At 54.1% G+C, this 16131-nt stretch carries 14 protein-coding genes and 1 pseudogene; 10 read left to right on the top strand and 5 right to left on the bottom strand.

Annotation, left to right across the window (positions count from 1 at the left end; genetic code table 11):
* Positions 1 to 531: 531 nt before the first annotated feature.
* The 3 genes from NO930_RS13620 (at position 532) to NO930_RS13610 (ending at position 2918) form a co-directional block, all read left to right on the top strand.
* On the top strand, positions 532 to 1431 hold the full coding sequence (locus NO930_RS13620) for an OB-fold nucleic acid binding domain-containing protein (RefSeq protein ID WP_256403839.1): 900 nt from the start codon (positions 532 to 534) through the stop codon (positions 1429 to 1431).
* A 137-nt stretch (positions 1432 to 1568) separates the two neighbouring features.
* The gene (locus tag NO930_RS13615; protein WP_321169345.1) at positions 1569 to 2609 is read left to right on the top strand and encodes a homing endonuclease associated repeat-containing protein; all 1041 of its coding nucleotides are present in this window, start codon (positions 1569 to 1571) and stop codon (positions 2607 to 2609) included.
* A gap of 66 nt (positions 2610 to 2675) precedes the next feature.
* Positions 2676 to 2918 carry a hypothetical protein gene (locus NO930_RS13610; protein ID WP_256403837.1) on the top strand — a complete coding sequence of 81 codons (243 nt, stop codon included), beginning with the start codon at positions 2676 to 2678 and terminating at the stop codon, positions 2916 to 2918.
* Between the two features lie 41 nt (positions 2919 to 2959).
* Here the strand turns inward: NO930_RS13610 and NO930_RS13605 are convergent, their stop codons facing one another.
* Both NO930_RS13605 and NO930_RS13600 read right to left on the bottom strand, forming a co-directional pair.
* Positions 2960 to 4450, bottom strand: a complete 1491-nt coding sequence (locus NO930_RS13605) for a HEPN domain-containing protein (protein WP_256403836.1) — start codon at positions 4448 to 4450, stop codon at positions 2960 to 2962.
* A 405-nt stretch (positions 4451 to 4855) separates the two neighbouring features.
* Positions 4856 to 5596 (bottom strand): hypothetical protein, encoded by a 741-nt coding sequence (locus NO930_RS13600; RefSeq protein ID WP_256403835.1) that lies wholly within the window; start codon positions 5594 to 5596, stop codon positions 4856 to 4858.
* A gap of 203 nt (positions 5597 to 5799) precedes the next feature.
* On the opposite strand from NO930_RS13600, the gene NO930_RS13595 reads away from it, so the two are divergent.
* Positions 5800 to 7536 (top strand): hypothetical protein, encoded by a 1737-nt coding sequence (locus NO930_RS13595; RefSeq protein ID WP_256403834.1) that lies wholly within the window; start codon positions 5800 to 5802, stop codon positions 7534 to 7536.
* Between the two features lie 294 nt (positions 7537 to 7830).
* Here the strand turns inward: NO930_RS13595 and NO930_RS13590 are convergent, their stop codons facing one another.
* Positions 7831 to 9516: a DUF262 domain-containing protein gene (locus NO930_RS13590; protein WP_256403833.1), complete on the bottom strand. Its 1686-nt coding sequence runs from the start codon at positions 9514 to 9516 to the stop codon at positions 7831 to 7833.
* Positions 9517 to 9775: 259 nt separating this feature from the next.
* Here NO930_RS13590 and NO930_RS13585 point away from each other — a divergent pair, with 259 nt between their 5' ends.
* The 3 genes from NO930_RS13585 (at position 9776) to NO930_RS13575 (ending at position 11729) form a co-directional block, all read left to right on the top strand.
* On the top strand, positions 9776 to 10699 hold the full coding sequence (locus tag NO930_RS13585; RefSeq protein ID WP_256403909.1) for a transcription initiation factor IIB: 924 nt from the start codon (positions 9776 to 9778) through the stop codon (positions 10697 to 10699).
* A gap of 68 nt (positions 10700 to 10767) precedes the next feature.
* Complete coding sequence (locus tag NO930_RS13580) at positions 10768 to 11280, top strand: winged helix-turn-helix domain-containing protein (RefSeq protein WP_256403832.1); 513 nt, start codon at positions 10768 to 10770, stop codon at positions 11278 to 11280.
* Positions 11277 to 11729, top strand: a complete 453-nt coding sequence (locus NO930_RS13575; protein ID WP_256403831.1) for a toxin-antitoxin system TumE family protein — start codon at positions 11277 to 11279, stop codon at positions 11727 to 11729. The genes NO930_RS13580 and NO930_RS13575 overlap by 4 nt, the downstream gene beginning before the upstream one ends.
* Here NO930_RS13575 and NO930_RS13570 read toward each other — a convergent pair.
* Positions 11715 to 12287, bottom strand: a complete 573-nt coding sequence (locus NO930_RS13570) for a DUF7342 family protein (RefSeq protein ID WP_321169344.1) — start codon at positions 12285 to 12287, stop codon at positions 11715 to 11717. The genes NO930_RS13575 and NO930_RS13570 overlap by 15 nt on opposite strands.
* 392 nt (positions 12288 to 12679) lie before the next feature.
* Between NO930_RS13570 and NO930_RS13565 the strand changes: the two genes are divergently transcribed.
* The gene (locus NO930_RS13565) at positions 12680 to 12949 is read left to right on the top strand and encodes a hypothetical protein (protein WP_256403829.1); all 270 of its coding nucleotides are present in this window, start codon (positions 12680 to 12682) and stop codon (positions 12947 to 12949) included.
* A gap of 727 nt (positions 12950 to 13676) precedes the next feature.
* On the opposite strand, the gene NO930_RS13560 is transcribed toward NO930_RS13565, so the two are convergent.
* Positions 13677 to 14225, bottom strand: a complete 549-nt coding sequence (locus tag NO930_RS13560) for a redoxin domain-containing protein (RefSeq protein WP_256403828.1) — start codon at positions 14223 to 14225, stop codon at positions 13677 to 13679.
* Positions 14226 to 14506: 281 nt separating this feature from the next.
* Between NO930_RS13560 and NO930_RS13555 the strand changes: the two are divergent.
* Together NO930_RS13555 and NO930_RS13550 are read left to right on the top strand one after the other, a co-directional pair.
* Positions 14507 to 14761 (top strand): annotated as a pseudogene (locus NO930_RS13555) (zinc ribbon domain-containing protein); the annotation flags it as partial.
* Between the two features lie 66 nt (positions 14762 to 14827).
* Positions 14828 to 16027, top strand: a complete 1200-nt coding sequence (locus NO930_RS13550) for a sensor histidine kinase (protein WP_256403826.1) — start codon at positions 14828 to 14830, stop codon at positions 16025 to 16027.
* Positions 16028 to 16131: the final 104 nt, after the last annotated feature.

The following is a 16131-nucleotide window of genomic DNA, read 5'->3' as shown; positions in this document are numbered from 1 at the left end:
GCTTGTGGGGTCGATGATTCCGCTCATCCATCGTCATGAACGGCGGTTGGCACTCCCTTTGGCCACGGTGAGTGGCTGGGTGTTTCAATTCTGCCTATCGGTAGTCGTCGAATCTGTGGACTGTCTGAGAACGTCATCGAACGGCCCGCCCCGCTCGCCGCTGCCGCCCTCCGCGTCGCTCGCGACCGACCATTCCGGGCGTGCGGGCGCTCTCCGCACCACCCGCGCCCGTTCCGGGCTAAAGTGAATGTGCCCTCGACGCCAGCGGGAAAGCGCGGGGGGTTGCGCGGCGTGGCTGCTCACCCCCCGCGCTTTCTCCGCTGGCCGCTCGCTCCGGGCGGGTCGGCGCGCGGTGCTGGTTGGGGTCGCCGCACTCGGGCGCGCTCTCGCTCGCGCCCGGGAGGGCGCTCGCGAAGGCGCGAGCGAGAGCGCGCAGTCGGTGCTATCGGACGTCGACATCGTCGGAAAACCGCGATGCTGGGACATCGCGGTGGCGGCGCGTGAGCGCCTTCGGAACTTGGTGAAGTTCCAATGTCAAGTAACAGCTCTAGTAGCAAGGTCGTTACGGTGGATGAACAGGCATTCGAGAAAGCGGACGAGCAAGCGGTCGATGAAGACGGCTTCCCGGTCGTCGACGAGACGCCGGCGTTCGAGGCGGCAGTCGAGCAGGAGACGCAGGCGAAGGTGGATGCGAACCACCCGGATGGGATCGCGGACACGAGCGAGGACCGGATCCATGGTGTCACCCTCGAACAGGAAGAGCGCATTCGGGCGCGGGACGCCGAACTGGAGCGCATCAGTGCCCAGGCCGAGCTGGGAACCCAGGACGGTCGCGAGCAGCGCACGCGAGAGGTCGCCGCGCAAGGGAGCACGAAGCGCCGGCTGGAGTTCCAGAAGCGGGCCGCGAGCGTAGACCCGATGGCCGACCCCGAACGGGATGATCCTCGCACGGAACTTTCCCAGGATGAACTGGCGACGGTGAACACCGAGGCAGACAGACTCGCGACGCGGGTGGATGGCTGGTCTCGTGCGGCGGTCAGTCGACGCCTGGCCGAAGCGGTCGTCGACGGCCGGGACCTGACGAGTGCGGTCGTCCAGGTGTTCGAGGAGCTACAGACGGCGCCGGGACAGGTGGTTCCCATCGGGAAGCTCGAGGACGTCGATCGCAAAGAGGTGAGCATTAAGGGTCGTGTCAAGACCCTCTGGGATCCATCCCATCCAAGCATCGCGCAAGTTGGACTCGTTGCCGACGACAGTGGCCAAACCAGGGTCACCATCTGGAAGGCCTCGGACGCGCCGTGGATCGTCGAGGGTGAACGCGTGCGCATTCACGGGGCCGCCCGGAACTGGTACGAGGGGCGCGTCTCCGTAGCCGTCACCGGCTGGACGACCATCCACTTCCCGGAGCGCGGCCGCTGGTGGGAAGCATAGCTAGTCGGACCAGCCTGCTTTTTTGTTGTGTGCCGGACCGGCCCAAGCCCCACCGCCCCACCCTCCGCTCCGTGCTCGCTCCCTCCGGTCGCTGCGCGCGCAGCCACAACCTCTCGGACAGTTTTTCTGGCGCCGCTATGGATGCCGGCGCAAGTAGGCCGGCGAGTGACACAGAAATGTACGAATGCGACTACTGTAGTGCTACGTTCGATAGAGCTAGCGCTCTCGGTGGTCATGTTGCCTCCGTACACCGGTACGGGGAGTACGAATGCGAGACGTGTGGTAAGAGCTTCGCCTCGCTTACAGCCTATCGTGGCCACCTCGGTGGCCAAACCTCGATCGGGCGTGACGAACTGAAGACTGAGCTTCGACGACTCACTAAGCAACTGGGCCGGTCACCCACGCGAGACGAGATGGAGACAGACGGGTCGTATTCAGCAACAGCGTACTGTACCGAGTTCGGTTCGTGGAGTAACGCTATCCGCTCGATCGGGCAGAAACCAGCCCAGGAAAGCCGCATACCAGACGAGGCTTTGATAGAGGCGATCCGCAACTTAGCTAATGAGCTCGGGCGTGTGCCGACTGCACCAGAGATGGATGAACGGGGTGCGTACTCACAACGAACCTGTGCGGATCGGTTTGGGTCGTGGGGCAACGCGGTACTTGAAGCGGGCCTTGAACCCGCTGGCAAGCAGAATATTCCCAAGCCGGAGCTCCTTGCTGAGATCAATCGGCTTGCTTCAGAACTCGGCCATGCCCCGACGGTGGAGGAGATGAATTCGGAGGGGCAGTATCACGTTGCAACCTACTACGACCGTTTCGAATCGTGGCGCCAGGCGAAACGCCGTGCGGGGTACGGTGACTCACAAGACGAGCGAGTGGCGTGGAAGCGACAGAAGTGGAGCCAGACGCGGTGGCGCCGACAGCGTCAGCGAGTCCTTGAGCGTGACAACTACTGCTGCCAGACGCCCGGGTGTGAGATCAATCAATCCGAACACCACGCGCGTTATGGAAAGGACCTCCATATCCACCACATCAGACCTCGGCGTGAATTCGTTGATGCGGACGGTCAATATGACACTGAGGCGGCGAACGCGCTAGATAATCTGATCACACTCTGTGCTGTACATCATCGCTTCTGGGAACAGCTAGCCCCGCTTCAGCCCGATATTCGCTAACCGCGTCCGGTGGTGTTGCTCGCCCCCGGCGATGGGTGGCGGGGCCACCAGTTATCCCGTCTCACTATGACCGACGACACGACACTCACGGCGCGTGAACGGCTTCGCATTCACCTCCGCGAAGCCCGCCGCACGACCGACTCGTCGATCGTGGAAGTACAGCTCGACGCCGCGCTGGACGCCTGGACCGACCTGCCGCCGACACCCCTGCGGGAGTGTCCAATCTGTGGGAAGGTCGGGGTCCCAGAACGAATCCAGCAACACAGATGTAAAATCCAAGATCAAAGTGATGAGAATATCGAGTTCTAATACGGCGTGGTGACTCAACTCCCGCCATATAATTCCAAAAGTTAGCCGAATAACTCAGACGAGTCCACACCAAGGGCCGCTTCATCCATCAGCTCGCCTATCTCGTCGATACTCAGTCCTGTCTGCTCAGTCACGTCCATATAAGCGACGACAGAAGCACCCATAAAACGGCGCGCTTCAGCCACTACGTCCTTCGGATGGTCGAACTTCTCGTCTAACACCTTCAAACGGCTATTTTGCTCTAGAACATCGGCAAGATACTGATTCTCGTGCACAATATCTCCCCTGAGTGAGTAGATATCCTGTAGGAACTTCTGGATGTACTCCCGTCTGTAGGGTAACCTATCGTACAATATCTGGCCACCACGTAGTTTGAGTCGGAAAGTAATCGAGCCTCCGGATCCAACTCCTTGAAGAAGAAGTCCCTCAAGCCCGATCAGACAGTCAAGGAGCTGATCTTCGTAAAATCGCTTCGACCAGATCTCGTTAAAACGCTGAATTGAACGCGTGAACTGACCGTCCCTATCAAGACGGATTCGTCGACAGTGGCGCCCCCAAAAATCAGTGAATTCATCAGAGGAATCTGGATACAGTAGGTATGCTTCTTGCGGTTGCGTTCGGTCTTTGTGTGCGTCTCCGATTACTGTGAAGTCGGGGATTCCCTCTCTGAATTCAAGCCAATTGGGTTCTTGCCGGAAGGATGTGCCAACGATCAAGTCTCCTGTTTCTGGGTCGGGGTCAAAAAGCCGCAGTGCGGTCGCTAACCGCTCTCCAATTTCTTCCCCCGGATCATAGAGAGTGGCTTCAGGTTCTCGAGCCGCTATCTCCGCATGGATTTTATACTCACAGGCGTCAACAGGGTTGAGATTGAACCGTTCTCCTCCACCTGCGGAGGATGTATGGACACCCCGCCTTTCTGAATCAGTGATAGGGCAGATCCGAAGTGATTCAACTCGATAGTAATTGTGACGTCTTCGACGGAGTTCAAATTCTGGCGATAAATCGATAACTGCCTCGTCGTCTTGTGGAATATTGAATAGGTGAAGTGGAATAATAATCTCGAAGGTTTCCAGCCCAGTCTCGTACTTCGGAAGCCAGTGTTCCTCGTATGCTCGATCGAACCCTCCATCCGTGACCACGTAGCCTCCCGAATAATCCATCACTGTGCCAGCGAAGTTGAAAAGCGCGTTAACGTAGGAGAATAGATTAGGCTCCTCAGGGGGCTCGTAGTCCTCCGGTGCGCCGAGAAATAGAACGTCTTCGTCATCAGGGTCAGCAGGCTCGTTAAGACCAAATCCGTTTCCGGTCTCATACATCCACTCTGCAGTCTCTTCGAAGAACTCCTGCTGGCGTGAAGAATAGAACGTAATAATCCGGGAAGGTTCATTAATGATCTTCTCTTTCCTGTCCATCCGATCTCCTGCGGCAATTCGAAGTTTAGGGACGAAATCTTGCTCCTCACGAACGGTTTCAACGAAATCATCCACACACCCTCTGACCCGCTCCTTCAATCCGCTTCCCGAATTGCCCATAGTAGGGGAAGTGACCTATTTGTCTTCAAGACTGTGCTACCACCGATACGGCGGTAGCTACGAAGGATTGTTTCTATTGAAGTCTACTAATCGACGGTATGAACCAAGCGATCCGCGAGGAATGTAGCCTCAAAACCAGAGAAGGAGGGATAACTCGGTGGGTTGTCCATTCTACGGCATCATCAACCAGAGGAGACACAGCGAATGCCGGAATTGCGGTCGGCCGATGAACCTGGAACAGCAGAGCGAACAGGAAGAACAGCTCTCCGCGTAGGAGCGGTTATGTGAAGTTGATGAGGAGGGAATGCTGGACAAACTGGAGGAGTTGCAGGCGTCTCAGTTAATCCTCACATAGACCACTGTGGTTTGGAGGAACCCGGAATACGATATTCGTGTCCCGCGGGTTCAGGATGGCAGTGGAAGATCGGGGTGAATCTGGAGATCGATCCTGATCGAAAACTGCCGGACGAATCCTTTTGATACGCGAAGCGCCCATTCGGCGCAGCCGTAGCTCATACACTGGCTGGGGAAGAATGCGTTCCCACTCGGTATGAGCGGGTTCAGGTCGAACCGACCGTCAAGTTGTTCTTCTATCCCGTACTCGTTCTCGGTGTAGTCCTTCTCACCACCTTCAATCCGTCTCGGCTCAAAATGTACGAGTTCATTCCGGATGTCTAGAACGCGAGCGACAGGTTCAGCGGGAGTACTGTCTTTTTCGAATTCGTCGAATCTGTTGGCGTCTAAGAAGATATTGTACTTCGCAAAAATCCCAGCATTATCTAATCGGTTCGTGAGTTTCTTTTGTCCCTGCTCAGGGTTGAGTTCTGCTTCCTCGATGTTCTGACGGAATTCCGTTTTGTCTGGGTAGTGTATCGGGTCTTTTCCATCATTGATGAGGCGGATGTCGTCCCAGATCTCCCAGTACAGACTATTGACTGTGGCCTCTAGGAAGCAAGCTGTGCTCACGATTGAGTTCATGCAGAAGGCGCGATGCTTCGTCTTGTCGTCGTTGGGAATGGAGGATGAACCGGTGTTGGGGTCAACGGAGTCGTATAGTGCTTCAATACGTCTCGCTTCATCACGGAACAGCTCCGCATGTATCGCGTGGTGGCCCTTCAACGTCGTGGTTGCGCGTACGGAAGCCATGCCACCACTTTTCGATACAGGCTGAAATAAATGAAGTAGCCAACGCTGCTTAATTCCAGTCCCCGATATTGGTGCTGTCTACTTCTCCAATTGAACTCGATATCTGTGTGCTTGAGAAGCGGGTGTTTGTTGTGGATCTTCAATCTCACCACGTAACTGCTGAAAACGTTTAAGATGCTATTTTGACACCATCTATGTGAAGAATGTACGACCTGGTTGAGGATTCGAGAGACATCCTAGAAATAAACCCGTGGCTGGCCTTCGAAGACAGAGACCAATTTGACCCCATTGACGATGGGTGGATCACGGTATACAGAACCGGCCATAAAACTACAGATGTGGGATCAGAAGTGGTCGATCAGGGGTTCAGGGTTCACTGTTTCTTAGTTGATCAGGAGGATTTAGACGCGTTTTCAGGTATCGAACCGTATGGAGAGATTCCTAAATTCGATTTCTACCCGATGGCGTATGGCTCGCGTAGAGGAGAGGAGTACTGGGAAGAGGATCTCACGCAGTGTATAGACGGTAGAGAAGCCAAGCGTTTCGTGATGAAGTTCACAAAGGACGCTCCTCTGGTAGATACCGGTTTCGTCGAATATCATAAACTCGTTGAAAGGGAGAAACGGAACTTCGAGAGGTACGATACAGACGAGAAAGTGGTCCGTTTTCCCGCGGACAAGTGGAATTACCTTTCCTCGCAGTCTGACCACTGGGGGCTCGATGATACAATTCTGAGTTTGGAAGTGCGAGCTTCCTTCCTCAAGGATTATCTGCAGGAGCGAGGCAGTGCCTTGGTACTTGCATACTTCCAATCAAGGGATGTGAAATCTACAGAGGAAGATATCCAGCTCCCTGATGAAGATAGAGAAAGTTTCGGAATACTGGGCGGTAAAGCAACCCGTGGTGTCCGAAGAACGATGCCGGGCTACGAACTACACTGGTTTTGCCCTATTCATCCCTCCGATATTCCTTATAGTCATGAAGAAACGCTTCGGGAATCAAGAGAGAACCTGAAATTTGAAACGAAGCAAGGATACCGGTTCTCAAAGCAGGAGGCGATGAGGGAAGACGGGTTTGAGGAAGCAGGATATCGAAGACCCGCGATCGGCGCTGAAGACGTGGATGAGGCTCTGAACTACTTCGGTTGGACATTCTTTGATCCGGAAGTACTGGAAAAGTACAGGTCCGATAGCCGGGGCTCGGTTTCCGAATGGTCCAGACAAGGTCTACAAATCGAGTGGTTGGACAAGATGTCGCTCCGAGCGTATCGGAATGACGAAGACCTGATTGTGATTATTGTCGATGATCTAGCAAAGATACCCGACGAGGAGATCCCTCACTGGTACCAGCACAACACATCTCCCCGAGGTGAAATCCCCGAGGAGATGATTACTAATTATATCAAGGCAGAATTCGTTGACTCAGAGTCTCCTGCACAAGCGGTGATTAACGCGGTAACTGAGCTTGATACTGCTTTCCAAGAAGCCTACGGCCAACGTCTTTACAGAGAAACTGGTGAGGAGCTCGACGCTGAGCGGTTGATGACTTTGCCGCGAAATGAGCGTGAAGCGTTGTTGGATGTAATGTCGAAAGTCGATGAGGTTGTAGTGGAGAACCTTGATAAAGGGAATTTGGAAGCTCAATTACCGGATGACGTAGACGAAGATGATATAGAAGGAGAAAAATCGGCTTTGTGGGAGTTCGTAAGAGAATTATCGGACACCGACAAAGCCAATGAAATACTAACTCCAATTAATTCGGTACATGATTTTAGACAGGAAGATAGCCATCGGAGAGTAACTGGCGGTTGGAGCCGAGCAGTCCAAGCAATAGGATACCCAGAGGACTCAACTGGATTTAGGGAAATTTACCGAGACACATTAAGAGATACTGCGGCGTCGTTACGAGAAATTATTGATCTGATAGAAGAACAGAACTAATCCGAGAACCGGTATTCAATTAATGAAGTTCGGCTTCGGTGGCGGACCAGTTGAGGTCCCTCTTCGTTTTGTCTTCATCGGTTCGCCTGATGTTACGTATCGAACGACAAAACACCGTGTCCCGAGTGTAAGGTATAGGTGGGTACGAACAGCGTCGAAACCATCTGTGAGGCCTGTGCTGGGTCATCGAGGAAAATCGATCGATCAGGGACCAGGGTAGCAAACGTACGATGAGGACGATGGCTAATTCGATTCAGGTCTTCGCGTTTTTCTCGTAGAGACGGGAGTGGAAACCTACTCTGAATCCCCTGAATTATCCTCAACTAGGATTGAATCGGCAGGCAGGTTCAACAAGTAAGCAGACTTCTTAATCAAGTAATCGCGGTGTGCCTCAATTGCTTCTGGAGACCAATCACCATAGTCTCCGCGAGCTACTCGCAGTGCTAGGTCGAAACTTGAACGCGGTTTACCCCGCTTCCCCTGATAGATAGCAGCTTTCTCATCGAATGGCTTCTGGGCCGCCTTTGCATTGAGATCGTACTGTAGAGGAATCAAATTCCCAAGCGTGTTTCTCAGCTGACTTGCCTCCTCTCTACTGAAATTGTCTTCCCAGTAATCGTATTTTTCCATTGCAGAACCGTACGACTTGGGAAGTACGTGTTCTATGTGCATTCCACCGCCTCTCTTCTTAATCCGCTCAACTTTCTGTGAGTCACTCAGGCTGTATTCAATAGCAATCAGCAGGCTCTTGTGCCACTTTTCATCTCCATATACATTATCAGAATACAGTCCGTCTCGAACCCGTTCCGGAATATTATCACGCTTCCTCTTACTCTCGATATACTCCTGGATCACCTCCAAACTGGCCTCATCACGCAGCAGAGTCAGAATCTTGATCGAGGGTATCTTGATTTTTTCACTGGTATAGTCTCCAATCCAGTACGAATAGTAGAACCCGATAAGCTCGTCACGCAACTCGTCGAAGTAGTCAACACCGTCTTTCTTGGCGCCGATAAGAATCGTCTTCCAATACAGAGTATGTGACAAGTTTTCCAGGATGAAGATTTCTTTCGAGCCTGAGTTTTCGATCTGTTTGTAGTTGTCCACGAAGTCCCGAATGTCTTTGACAATCTTCTTAGGGTTCTGTCCTTCAAACTCGGATTTTAGCTCCTGATACCTCGTTTCCTGTGCTTTTGACTGTTGAAGATACAGCCGATACATTCCAAGGATGCTGTCCAAGGTATCATAGTCATCATCAACCTTCGTAGTGATTTCCTGCCAGACCTCAATTACATCGTCCTTGTCTTCATCATTTTCCAAATTGCTAAGCAGATAGCTCTTGGTGAGGTCAGAGACCGTCAAATCTTTCCCACGAGTATTGATGGTCTGGAAAAGCCTGACGGCATGTGCAAGATCATCGCTGATGATTCTAATCAGTTCGATATTCTGATCGATGAACTCAAAGAAGTCGTTGAGTTCGTCATGTCGATCTCCGAACTTGGTCTCCAGACAATCTATCAGGATTTCAGCAGCCTCAGTGTACCTGTTTTTCTCGTCTAGGTCTATCGATTTGAGTACTGACTGTTCAAGATCAGTTTGCTTACTGGTTCTCAACCGAGGCCTCTCCAACGCCTGTTCATGGACTCTTTCCTCGACCCTTCTCTTGTTCATATCGCTCAAGTGATCGTGAAAATGGTCGTTGAAGATTGCATAGAGAATGATGAGAGAAGTCATCCTCTGCTGTCCATCCAATATGTCAAAACGAGAATCACCGTCCTCCTTCACCAAAATAACCGAGCCCAAGTAGTAGGGACTGTTTCGGTCCGCACTCCACGAGTCGTAGAGGTCATCAATCAACTGCTCAATATGCGATTTCTCCCAGCTATACGGTCGCTGATATCGAGGAATTTGGTATAGGTCCTCCTCTCCATCAAACAGATCCCGGCACTTCACCGGATCCGGATTGAAACTATGCTGCATTATACAGACTGAATCAGACTACAGTTCTTTAACCATTTCCACAAAGTTCTCAATACTTATTACGACCTGCCGAAGGCACAGAATTCCCTATATCCATGGTAACTGCTCGAGGGTGCATTCCCGAACAGCATTTGAGGATCCCAGTGTGGATGTCGTCGAGGATTCAACTTAACAACCGGCCCAAACCAGCCTGCTCGCAGTTGTTTATTCTCCCTGAGAGGGGTGCGGGATGCAAGACAAGGCACCTCGCGAACTACCAATAGCGACGAGAGACATCTACGAAACTGATTTCGACAAGGACGTATCGAACGACGGAACCACGCCGTGTCCAGAGTGTAAGGGCGAGGTGAGAACAAATAGCGTTGAAACAATCTGTGAGGACTGTGGCCTGGTCATCGATGAACAACGAATCGACCGCGGTCCGGAATGGAGAACTCACGACCAGGACCAGCGAAAGCGAACGGGCGCTCCACTGACTGCAGCGCGTCACGACCGAGGGCTGTCGACGGAGATCGGTCGCAGGAAAGATGCGAACGGGAACGAACTCTCTGGGCAAAAGCGCCAGCGACTGTCCCGAATGCGCCGGGAACAGAATCGTGGTCGGTTCCAGTCGAAAGCCGAGCGAAACCTCGCACACGGGCTGGGTGAAGTACAAAGAATTGCTAGCGTCCTCGAGCTTTCAGATTCGGTCCGTGACCAAGCGTGTCAGCTGTTCCGGAGCGCTCAGAACGAAGACCTACTTCGAGGCCGATCAATCGAGGCGATTGCGTCAGCAAGCGTCCACGGGGCCTGTCGCTGTAACGGCCACACACGGTTACTCGACGACGTCGTCGACGCAGCACGCGTCGAACAATCGAGAGTCGCAAATGCGTACAAGACGCTGAATACAGAACTTGGGCTCCCGACTCAGCCAGTTCGCCCGAGTGAGTTCATCCCCCGTCTCGCGTCAGAACTCGATGTTCCAGCGGACACCCGACAGCGGGCTCGGAGGTTGGCTGAACAGTCAGAATCGTCAGGAGCCGCGTCGGGTGTCAAACCGTCAGGATTCGCAGCGGCCTGTTTGTACAAGGCGGGTCGCGAAGAGGGACGGTGGCTGACGCAGGCGGAAGTGGCGGAGGTGGCGAGCGTCACTGCAACGACCATCCGGTCGCATGGAGATACCTTAGAGGAGCAGATAGTCTGATCCGGTCGGTTTGAAAAAGAATGATTTTCTAGAGAAATTATTTGTTGTTAGAGTCCGTAGCTCCCAGTATGAGCGAGACATGGGACGACGTCAACGAGCAGGTCAAGGCAGACTGGAAAGACGACACGACGCCATTCGAGCGGGTGTACGAAATCGTCGAACAGACCCACGACGGACAGTCGGCGGCCGAGATCGCCGATCGAGCGCTCGTGAGCGAGCCGACAGCGCGTCGCCACTGCAAGTCGCTCGTGAACACGGGCTTCGCCGAGACAGAACCGGACGGTCAAACGACGCTGTACAAGCGCAACAGTGACCGGGTGTTGATGTCCCGGATCCGCGAGCTACGTGAGGAAGTCACGCGACCGGAGTTGCTGGACAGTATCCAGGAGATGAAGGCCGAGATCCGGCGCTACGAGGACCAGTACGATGTGGTGTCCCCGGAAGAACTCGCCCAGCAGCTTGACGCCGGCGAGACGAAGGGCTGGGATGACCTCACCGCGTGGCGCACGACGCGACAGAATCTCGCCGTCGCGCAAGCAGCACTCGCGTACGACGAGGCCAGCCACCAGCTCGCTGTATGAGCGACGACGACCGCGCCGGCGAGTTCGGGCCGATCTATCTTCCGGCACTCCAGCGGATTCGTGACCTCTGGCTCGACCTCGAACCACTCGTTGACGCCACAGCGTACGACGATGTCGTCGCTCCCACGGAACTGCAGATCAGTCTCAGCGATGGGCTCGCCGATGCCGAGAGCGCTCGGCTCGATATCCAGTGGAGCGAACTGGGGATGTATTCGTTCCACTACGTCGATAGCGACGACGTCAACTGGCGTTTCGATCGCCACCCGAACACACACTCGCCCGAGACCCATTTCCACCCGCCACCCGAGGCTGCCACGAGGGCCACCGAACCGTCCTGTATCGACGTGGCCGAGGTGTCACTCGTGGCCCGGGCTGTCCATGGAATGTGGCGAGGAGCATACGAGGACGACGACGTTGACCTGCTGAATAGCGTCTCAAACCCGCCGTGAGGGGGAGTAGCGCTTGGCCCGCTCAGCCACGCCGGTCTCCTGACTCCGAGCGGCTTCGACATCAGTGTAGAGTTCGAGTGCGTGTTTGATGAGTCGACGATCTTCCTCGTTTTCCTGCCAGCACGCGATGATGTCACGCCGTTCGCGGAGTTCCTCACTCGCAAGATCGGCATCAGTGAGTGACTGCTCAAGTTCGTTCCACGTCTCAACATCGTAGGTCGCTTGCCACTCCTCGATCTCCTCGGCGATTTCGACCAATTCAGTCCGCAGCTCCTCGCGGGTGTTCTCCGCGATGAGCGTGCGGATCTCTGCGAAAAGCAGCTGCGTGTAGTCTGGATGAAAGCGCGTTGTCTCGCCGGTCTCAATACGGCCGAGATGGCCCTGTCTAGCGAGCCCGCGGATCTCGTCGTCGGTTGTTTTCCAGTCCGTATCGGCCTGGTCGCTGATCCACTCGATCGATCGAGGTTCACGAAGTGCGGCCGCGACGGCTTGGATCCGTTCCCGGGCGCTCATTGACTCGGTCCACGACCGCTCCCGATTGCGTGACGATCCGGACATTGTCACCACCTTCTTCGAAATGATTCACTCTCCATTTTCATATATTTGTGGCTGCTGAGCGTGGCAAAGAATGGTTGTGGGGCTCTGTTGAAATCCGCAACCAGTGAAATGTTCTCGGAACCGTGCCAACTACAGAGGATCTAATCAGCACGAAAACTGCATTATTTTCGCAATCTAAATCACGGATCAGCCGAGGTGAAGCGCTTGCGAACGGAGCGGTTACGATGGTTGTGCGCCACCGGAGTACTGTTTAGTGAGGTGTGAAGCAAAATGGATTAGTGATGCGTTTTGGATTAGCCTGTATGCCCTCTACTAGGCGACAGATGCTCGTCCCCGTTGGAGCGTCTCTCTTGGGAGTTGCCGGATGTCTGGGGTTGGGAGATCCGAACTTGGTGATCAACAACGAGTTGAACCAGAGGGTAACGGTCAATATCGATATTACTAGAATGTCGGATATGCGTGTGGTGATGCGTACAGACCGCTCGCTTGGAGCCGAGGAAACGGCGACGCTCTTGTATCCGCTTGACGAACCTGCTGAGTATCGAATCCAAATTACCGCTCAGGAGGCGAATATTGGTGGAGAAACGACCGTCTTTGTCGATGAATCCGCTGCTATCCACGCCACTCTCTATCCCGATGGAGTATCGTTCGAAACCCAATAATGCTCACCCCACTATCGTTCTGGGAGTCGTATGTGCACCCCTGTACTGACGATTTGGAAGTCTCGTGTATAGACAACAGCCGCGGCAGAGTATGTCTCCTGTTAAGGATTTCAACAGAACCAGCAAAGTCGAAATCCATCTGTGAGCTCTTTGACTCCGATGACTGCGGACGGATCGGCAGATTCGCATCCGCTGTTTGAACAGGAGTTATCAGCTGATGGACGGTTGGAACCGGCTTTCGCTCTCCAAAACCATCCGCTCGTTCGAAGTCCGCGTGTGAGAATACGTTCGCACCGGCGTCTGCTGACCATATAGTCAGCTCTGATCCCCGTGCTATCTACGGATTCAACAGGGTGGATAGACACTACCCCCGTTGGGACCGAATTTTATAAGCAAAGTATAATGGCCTGTACCCAGCTATGAAAGCAAACCCAAATAGAAAATAAACAATTATGAATTGGTCTTGGGAAACGATGGCCTCACCATACGGATACCATCCTGCCAAAAAGATTGCAGCGGCAACCGAGGTCGTTGCTGTTATACTTCGAATAACGTTTAAAAACACGAATCCGGGGGGTGATGTAGGCATTTGAATTACACCATCTACTGCTGATCGAGGTGTTCTGAACTTATAGGAGGAGACAAGATTATATCAAGTTCACTTTTCATTTCTCACCCTCGCTATCGATAATTTTGTGATTAAGATCCATGACTCTGTCTATAGTGATTAGAGTGCTATAATCTCGGTGAGCACATCTATAAGCTCTGAGATCGGGTCTATCCGCCACGCATCCCAGTTGTCTTCTGCTTGCCACCAGTATCGGATGGTACGTTCCTCATCAATCAGAACGATCCCGCGTTTTGGTTTCCGTTTTCCTTCTTCGGTCTCCTCAATCATCCCGAACATTTCGTAAATCGCTTTATCATCGTCGTATACGAGTGGATACGAGAGGCTGTTCGCTTCACTGAACTTCTTATGGCTGTATGGACCGTCGGTTGAGATGCCGAGAACAGCTACATTATCGTTGAATGTGAGAAACTCTGAGTCATTAATCTCGCACATTTGCGTCTCACACACTGGGCTGAAATCGTGGACATAAAACACCAGTACAATAAACCGTCCATCTCCGTACTCTGATAGCGTTATGTCAGTTATTTCTCCGTTCTGCACCCCCTCCGCGGTAAAATCTGAAACTGTATTCCCCACCGATCTCATAGTATGGGACTTGTATCCTATCTGCATGAAATATACACAGCCAGTAAATTCCGCCACCATATCCTTGTATTATTGTTGTCTGCCACACCTATAGTTCCAATAGAACAGATTGTTCGTGTGAGGGCTGTAAACTACCACTACCAGTATTCTTAATTTACAGTCGCTGCCGACCTGACAACGATCCGAACGCCCACTACGCACAGTCCGAGCAAGCGCTACTCACCGAGGACCGCGATGCCGCCAGCGTCGACGCCCTCCGTCCGGTACGACAACCGGAGTGCGACGTTCCACGCCGACCGGGTGTCACTCTCCACGGTAAACGGACGTATCGAAGCCGAGTGGTAGACCCAACGTACACGTCCACGTGGTGTTCAAAGCGCGGGACGACGCTGGACGAGAACCGCCAGTCGCAAGCGACGTTCTGTTGTGTGAAATGCGGCTACGAGGTCAACGCGGACTACAATACGGCGAAGAATATCGGATTTCGGCTACTCCGTACGGGGCAAAAGTCTCCACACGAAGGGGCGATCAGTCACCTCGCTCTGAAGTCGGGGACGCTGAACGTGAATGGTGGCTATTCGCCCACCGACGACTAACGTCGGTTAGAACGGGAGTCCACCGACAAGCCCATCCTTTTATGGGTGGGTTGGTGACAAGACAGTATGGGGTCAGACGATCCGGCTGCGGGGTCCGACCAATCGCGCCCCGAGTCAGGGCAATCGTATAAAGCCCTGCCACGCCGGGAGCGCCTCGCACGTCGGCTGTTGGAGGAGTTTGTCGCTGGCTACGACTTGATTCCTGCTCCGGCGCCGGTCGTCCTGTATGCGCTGTCACTCGGGTTCGGTGTGCTGGCTGTGATCCAGTTTCCAATCACAGGAGCTCCGCGGGTTGAGATCCTGCAAGCGGTGATTCCAGGGGTCACAGCGGTGTTCCTTGCAGTATGTGGCTATTGGACGACCCTCGCGTCCCGGCCGGCGGCGAAGCAGGCGGCTGGCGTACTGATGGCGGTTTTGTTAATGGCTATTGCGACGGGGACGGTCGCCTTGGTGCTGGTCTTAGAGGCTGGCGAACTGCAGGTTACTTTCGATTGGCTGTTCGGGTTCTCCGCTGCGATGAGTGCCGGGGCGATCGTGGGAGTCCCGATCGGCTTCGGGTTCGATTCATTAGCTACCTATCAGCAGTCGCTCGAAGCAGAGTATCGACAGTCCAGACAGCTCAACCAACGGCTGCGCGTCCTCAATCGGGTGTTACGGCACAACGTCCGCAACGAGTTGAACATCGCGCTCGGCGGGCTAGAGTTCGTCGAAGCAGATCTCGACACCGACCAGAGTCGCGACTGGTACCGTCGAGCGACAGCAGCCCTCGATCGGCTTCGAACCCACACCGAGAAACTGATTCAGCTCGATTCGGAGGGGCTGTTCGGGTCCGAAACAACAACCATCGACGTTGCCGCCTTGATCCGGATGTTTCTTACCACCGACGCCGTGGTCTCCACGCCCGATCAGGTGACGCTTGAGATGCCAGACACAGCTCCTGTCGCGGCACATCCACTCATCGGGTCGGCTATCGTCGAAGTGCTCCATAATGCGTTTGTCCACGCCGCCGACCCCGAATTGACAGTACGTGTCAACGTCCACGCGGCGGCCGACCGGGTCACCGTCGAGGTTGCTGATACCGGGCCGGGGATTCCCGAGATTGAACTCAGAGCGCTCGAGCGAGCCGCGGAGGACTCGCTCACCCACGGACAGGGCGTCGGTCTGTGGTTCATCAAATGGGTGGTCGATGCCTCGGATGGGACGGTGTCATTCGAGGCAAACGAGCCAACCGGGACGATTGTCCGGATGCAGCTCCCACACGCTTGACTTCCCCTGACAGAGAGCACCGAAGGTGGCGCACGATTCGAGTTCTGAACAACGCGTTCAACTGGTTCTGGTAGAACCCAGAGCAGCTAATCTGACCAGAATAC

The sequence above is a fragment of the Halorubrum salinum genome, assembly GCF_024494575.1.
Classification (GTDB): domain Archaea; phylum Halobacteriota; class Halobacteria; order Halobacteriales; family Haloferacaceae; genus Halorubrum; species Halorubrum salinum.
The sequence above is the reverse complement of the archived record's forward strand: the minus strand, read 5'-3'. Positions and strand labels throughout refer to the sequence as shown.

Excerpts from the sequence above, each read along its gene's own strand:
- NO930_RS13550 (WP_256403826.1), top strand. The coding sequence starts at position 14,828 with ATGGGGTCAGACGATCCGGCTGCGGGGTCCGACCAATCGCGCCCCGAG.
- NO930_RS13615 (WP_321169345.1), top strand. The coding sequence starts at position 1,569 with ATGGATGCCGGCGCAAGTAGGCCGGCGAGTGACACAGAAATGTACGAA.
- NO930_RS13610 (WP_256403837.1), top strand. The coding sequence starts at position 2,676 with ATGACCGACGACACGACACTCACGGCGCGTGAACGGCTTCGCATTCAC.
- NO930_RS13605 (WP_256403836.1), bottom strand. The coding sequence starts at position 4,450 with ATGGGCAATTCGGGAAGCGGATTGAAGGAGCGGGTCAGAGGGTGTGTG.
- NO930_RS13560 (WP_256403828.1), bottom strand. The coding sequence starts at position 14,225 with ATGGTGGCGGAATTTACTGGCTGTGTATATTTCATGCAGATAGGATAC.
- NO930_RS13570 (WP_321169344.1), bottom strand. The coding sequence starts at position 12,287 with ATGTCCGGATCGTCACGCAATCGGGAGCGGTCGTGGACCGAGTCAATG.
- NO930_RS13595 (WP_256403834.1), top strand. The coding sequence starts at position 5,800 with ATGTACGACCTGGTTGAGGATTCGAGAGACATCCTAGAAATAAACCCG.
- NO930_RS13580 (WP_256403832.1), top strand. The coding sequence starts at position 10,768 with ATGAGCGAGACATGGGACGACGTCAACGAGCAGGTCAAGGCAGACTGG.
- NO930_RS13620 (WP_256403839.1), top strand. The coding sequence starts at position 532 with ATGTCAAGTAACAGCTCTAGTAGCAAGGTCGTTACGGTGGATGAACAG.
- NO930_RS13600 (WP_256403835.1), bottom strand. The coding sequence starts at position 5,596 with ATGGCTTCCGTACGCGCAACCACGACGTTGAAGGGCCACCACGCGATA.
- NO930_RS13575 (WP_256403831.1), top strand. The coding sequence starts at position 11,277 with ATGAGCGACGACGACCGCGCCGGCGAGTTCGGGCCGATCTATCTTCCG.
- NO930_RS13590 (WP_256403833.1), bottom strand. The coding sequence starts at position 9,516 with ATGCAGCATAGTTTCAATCCGGATCCGGTGAAGTGCCGGGATCTGTTT.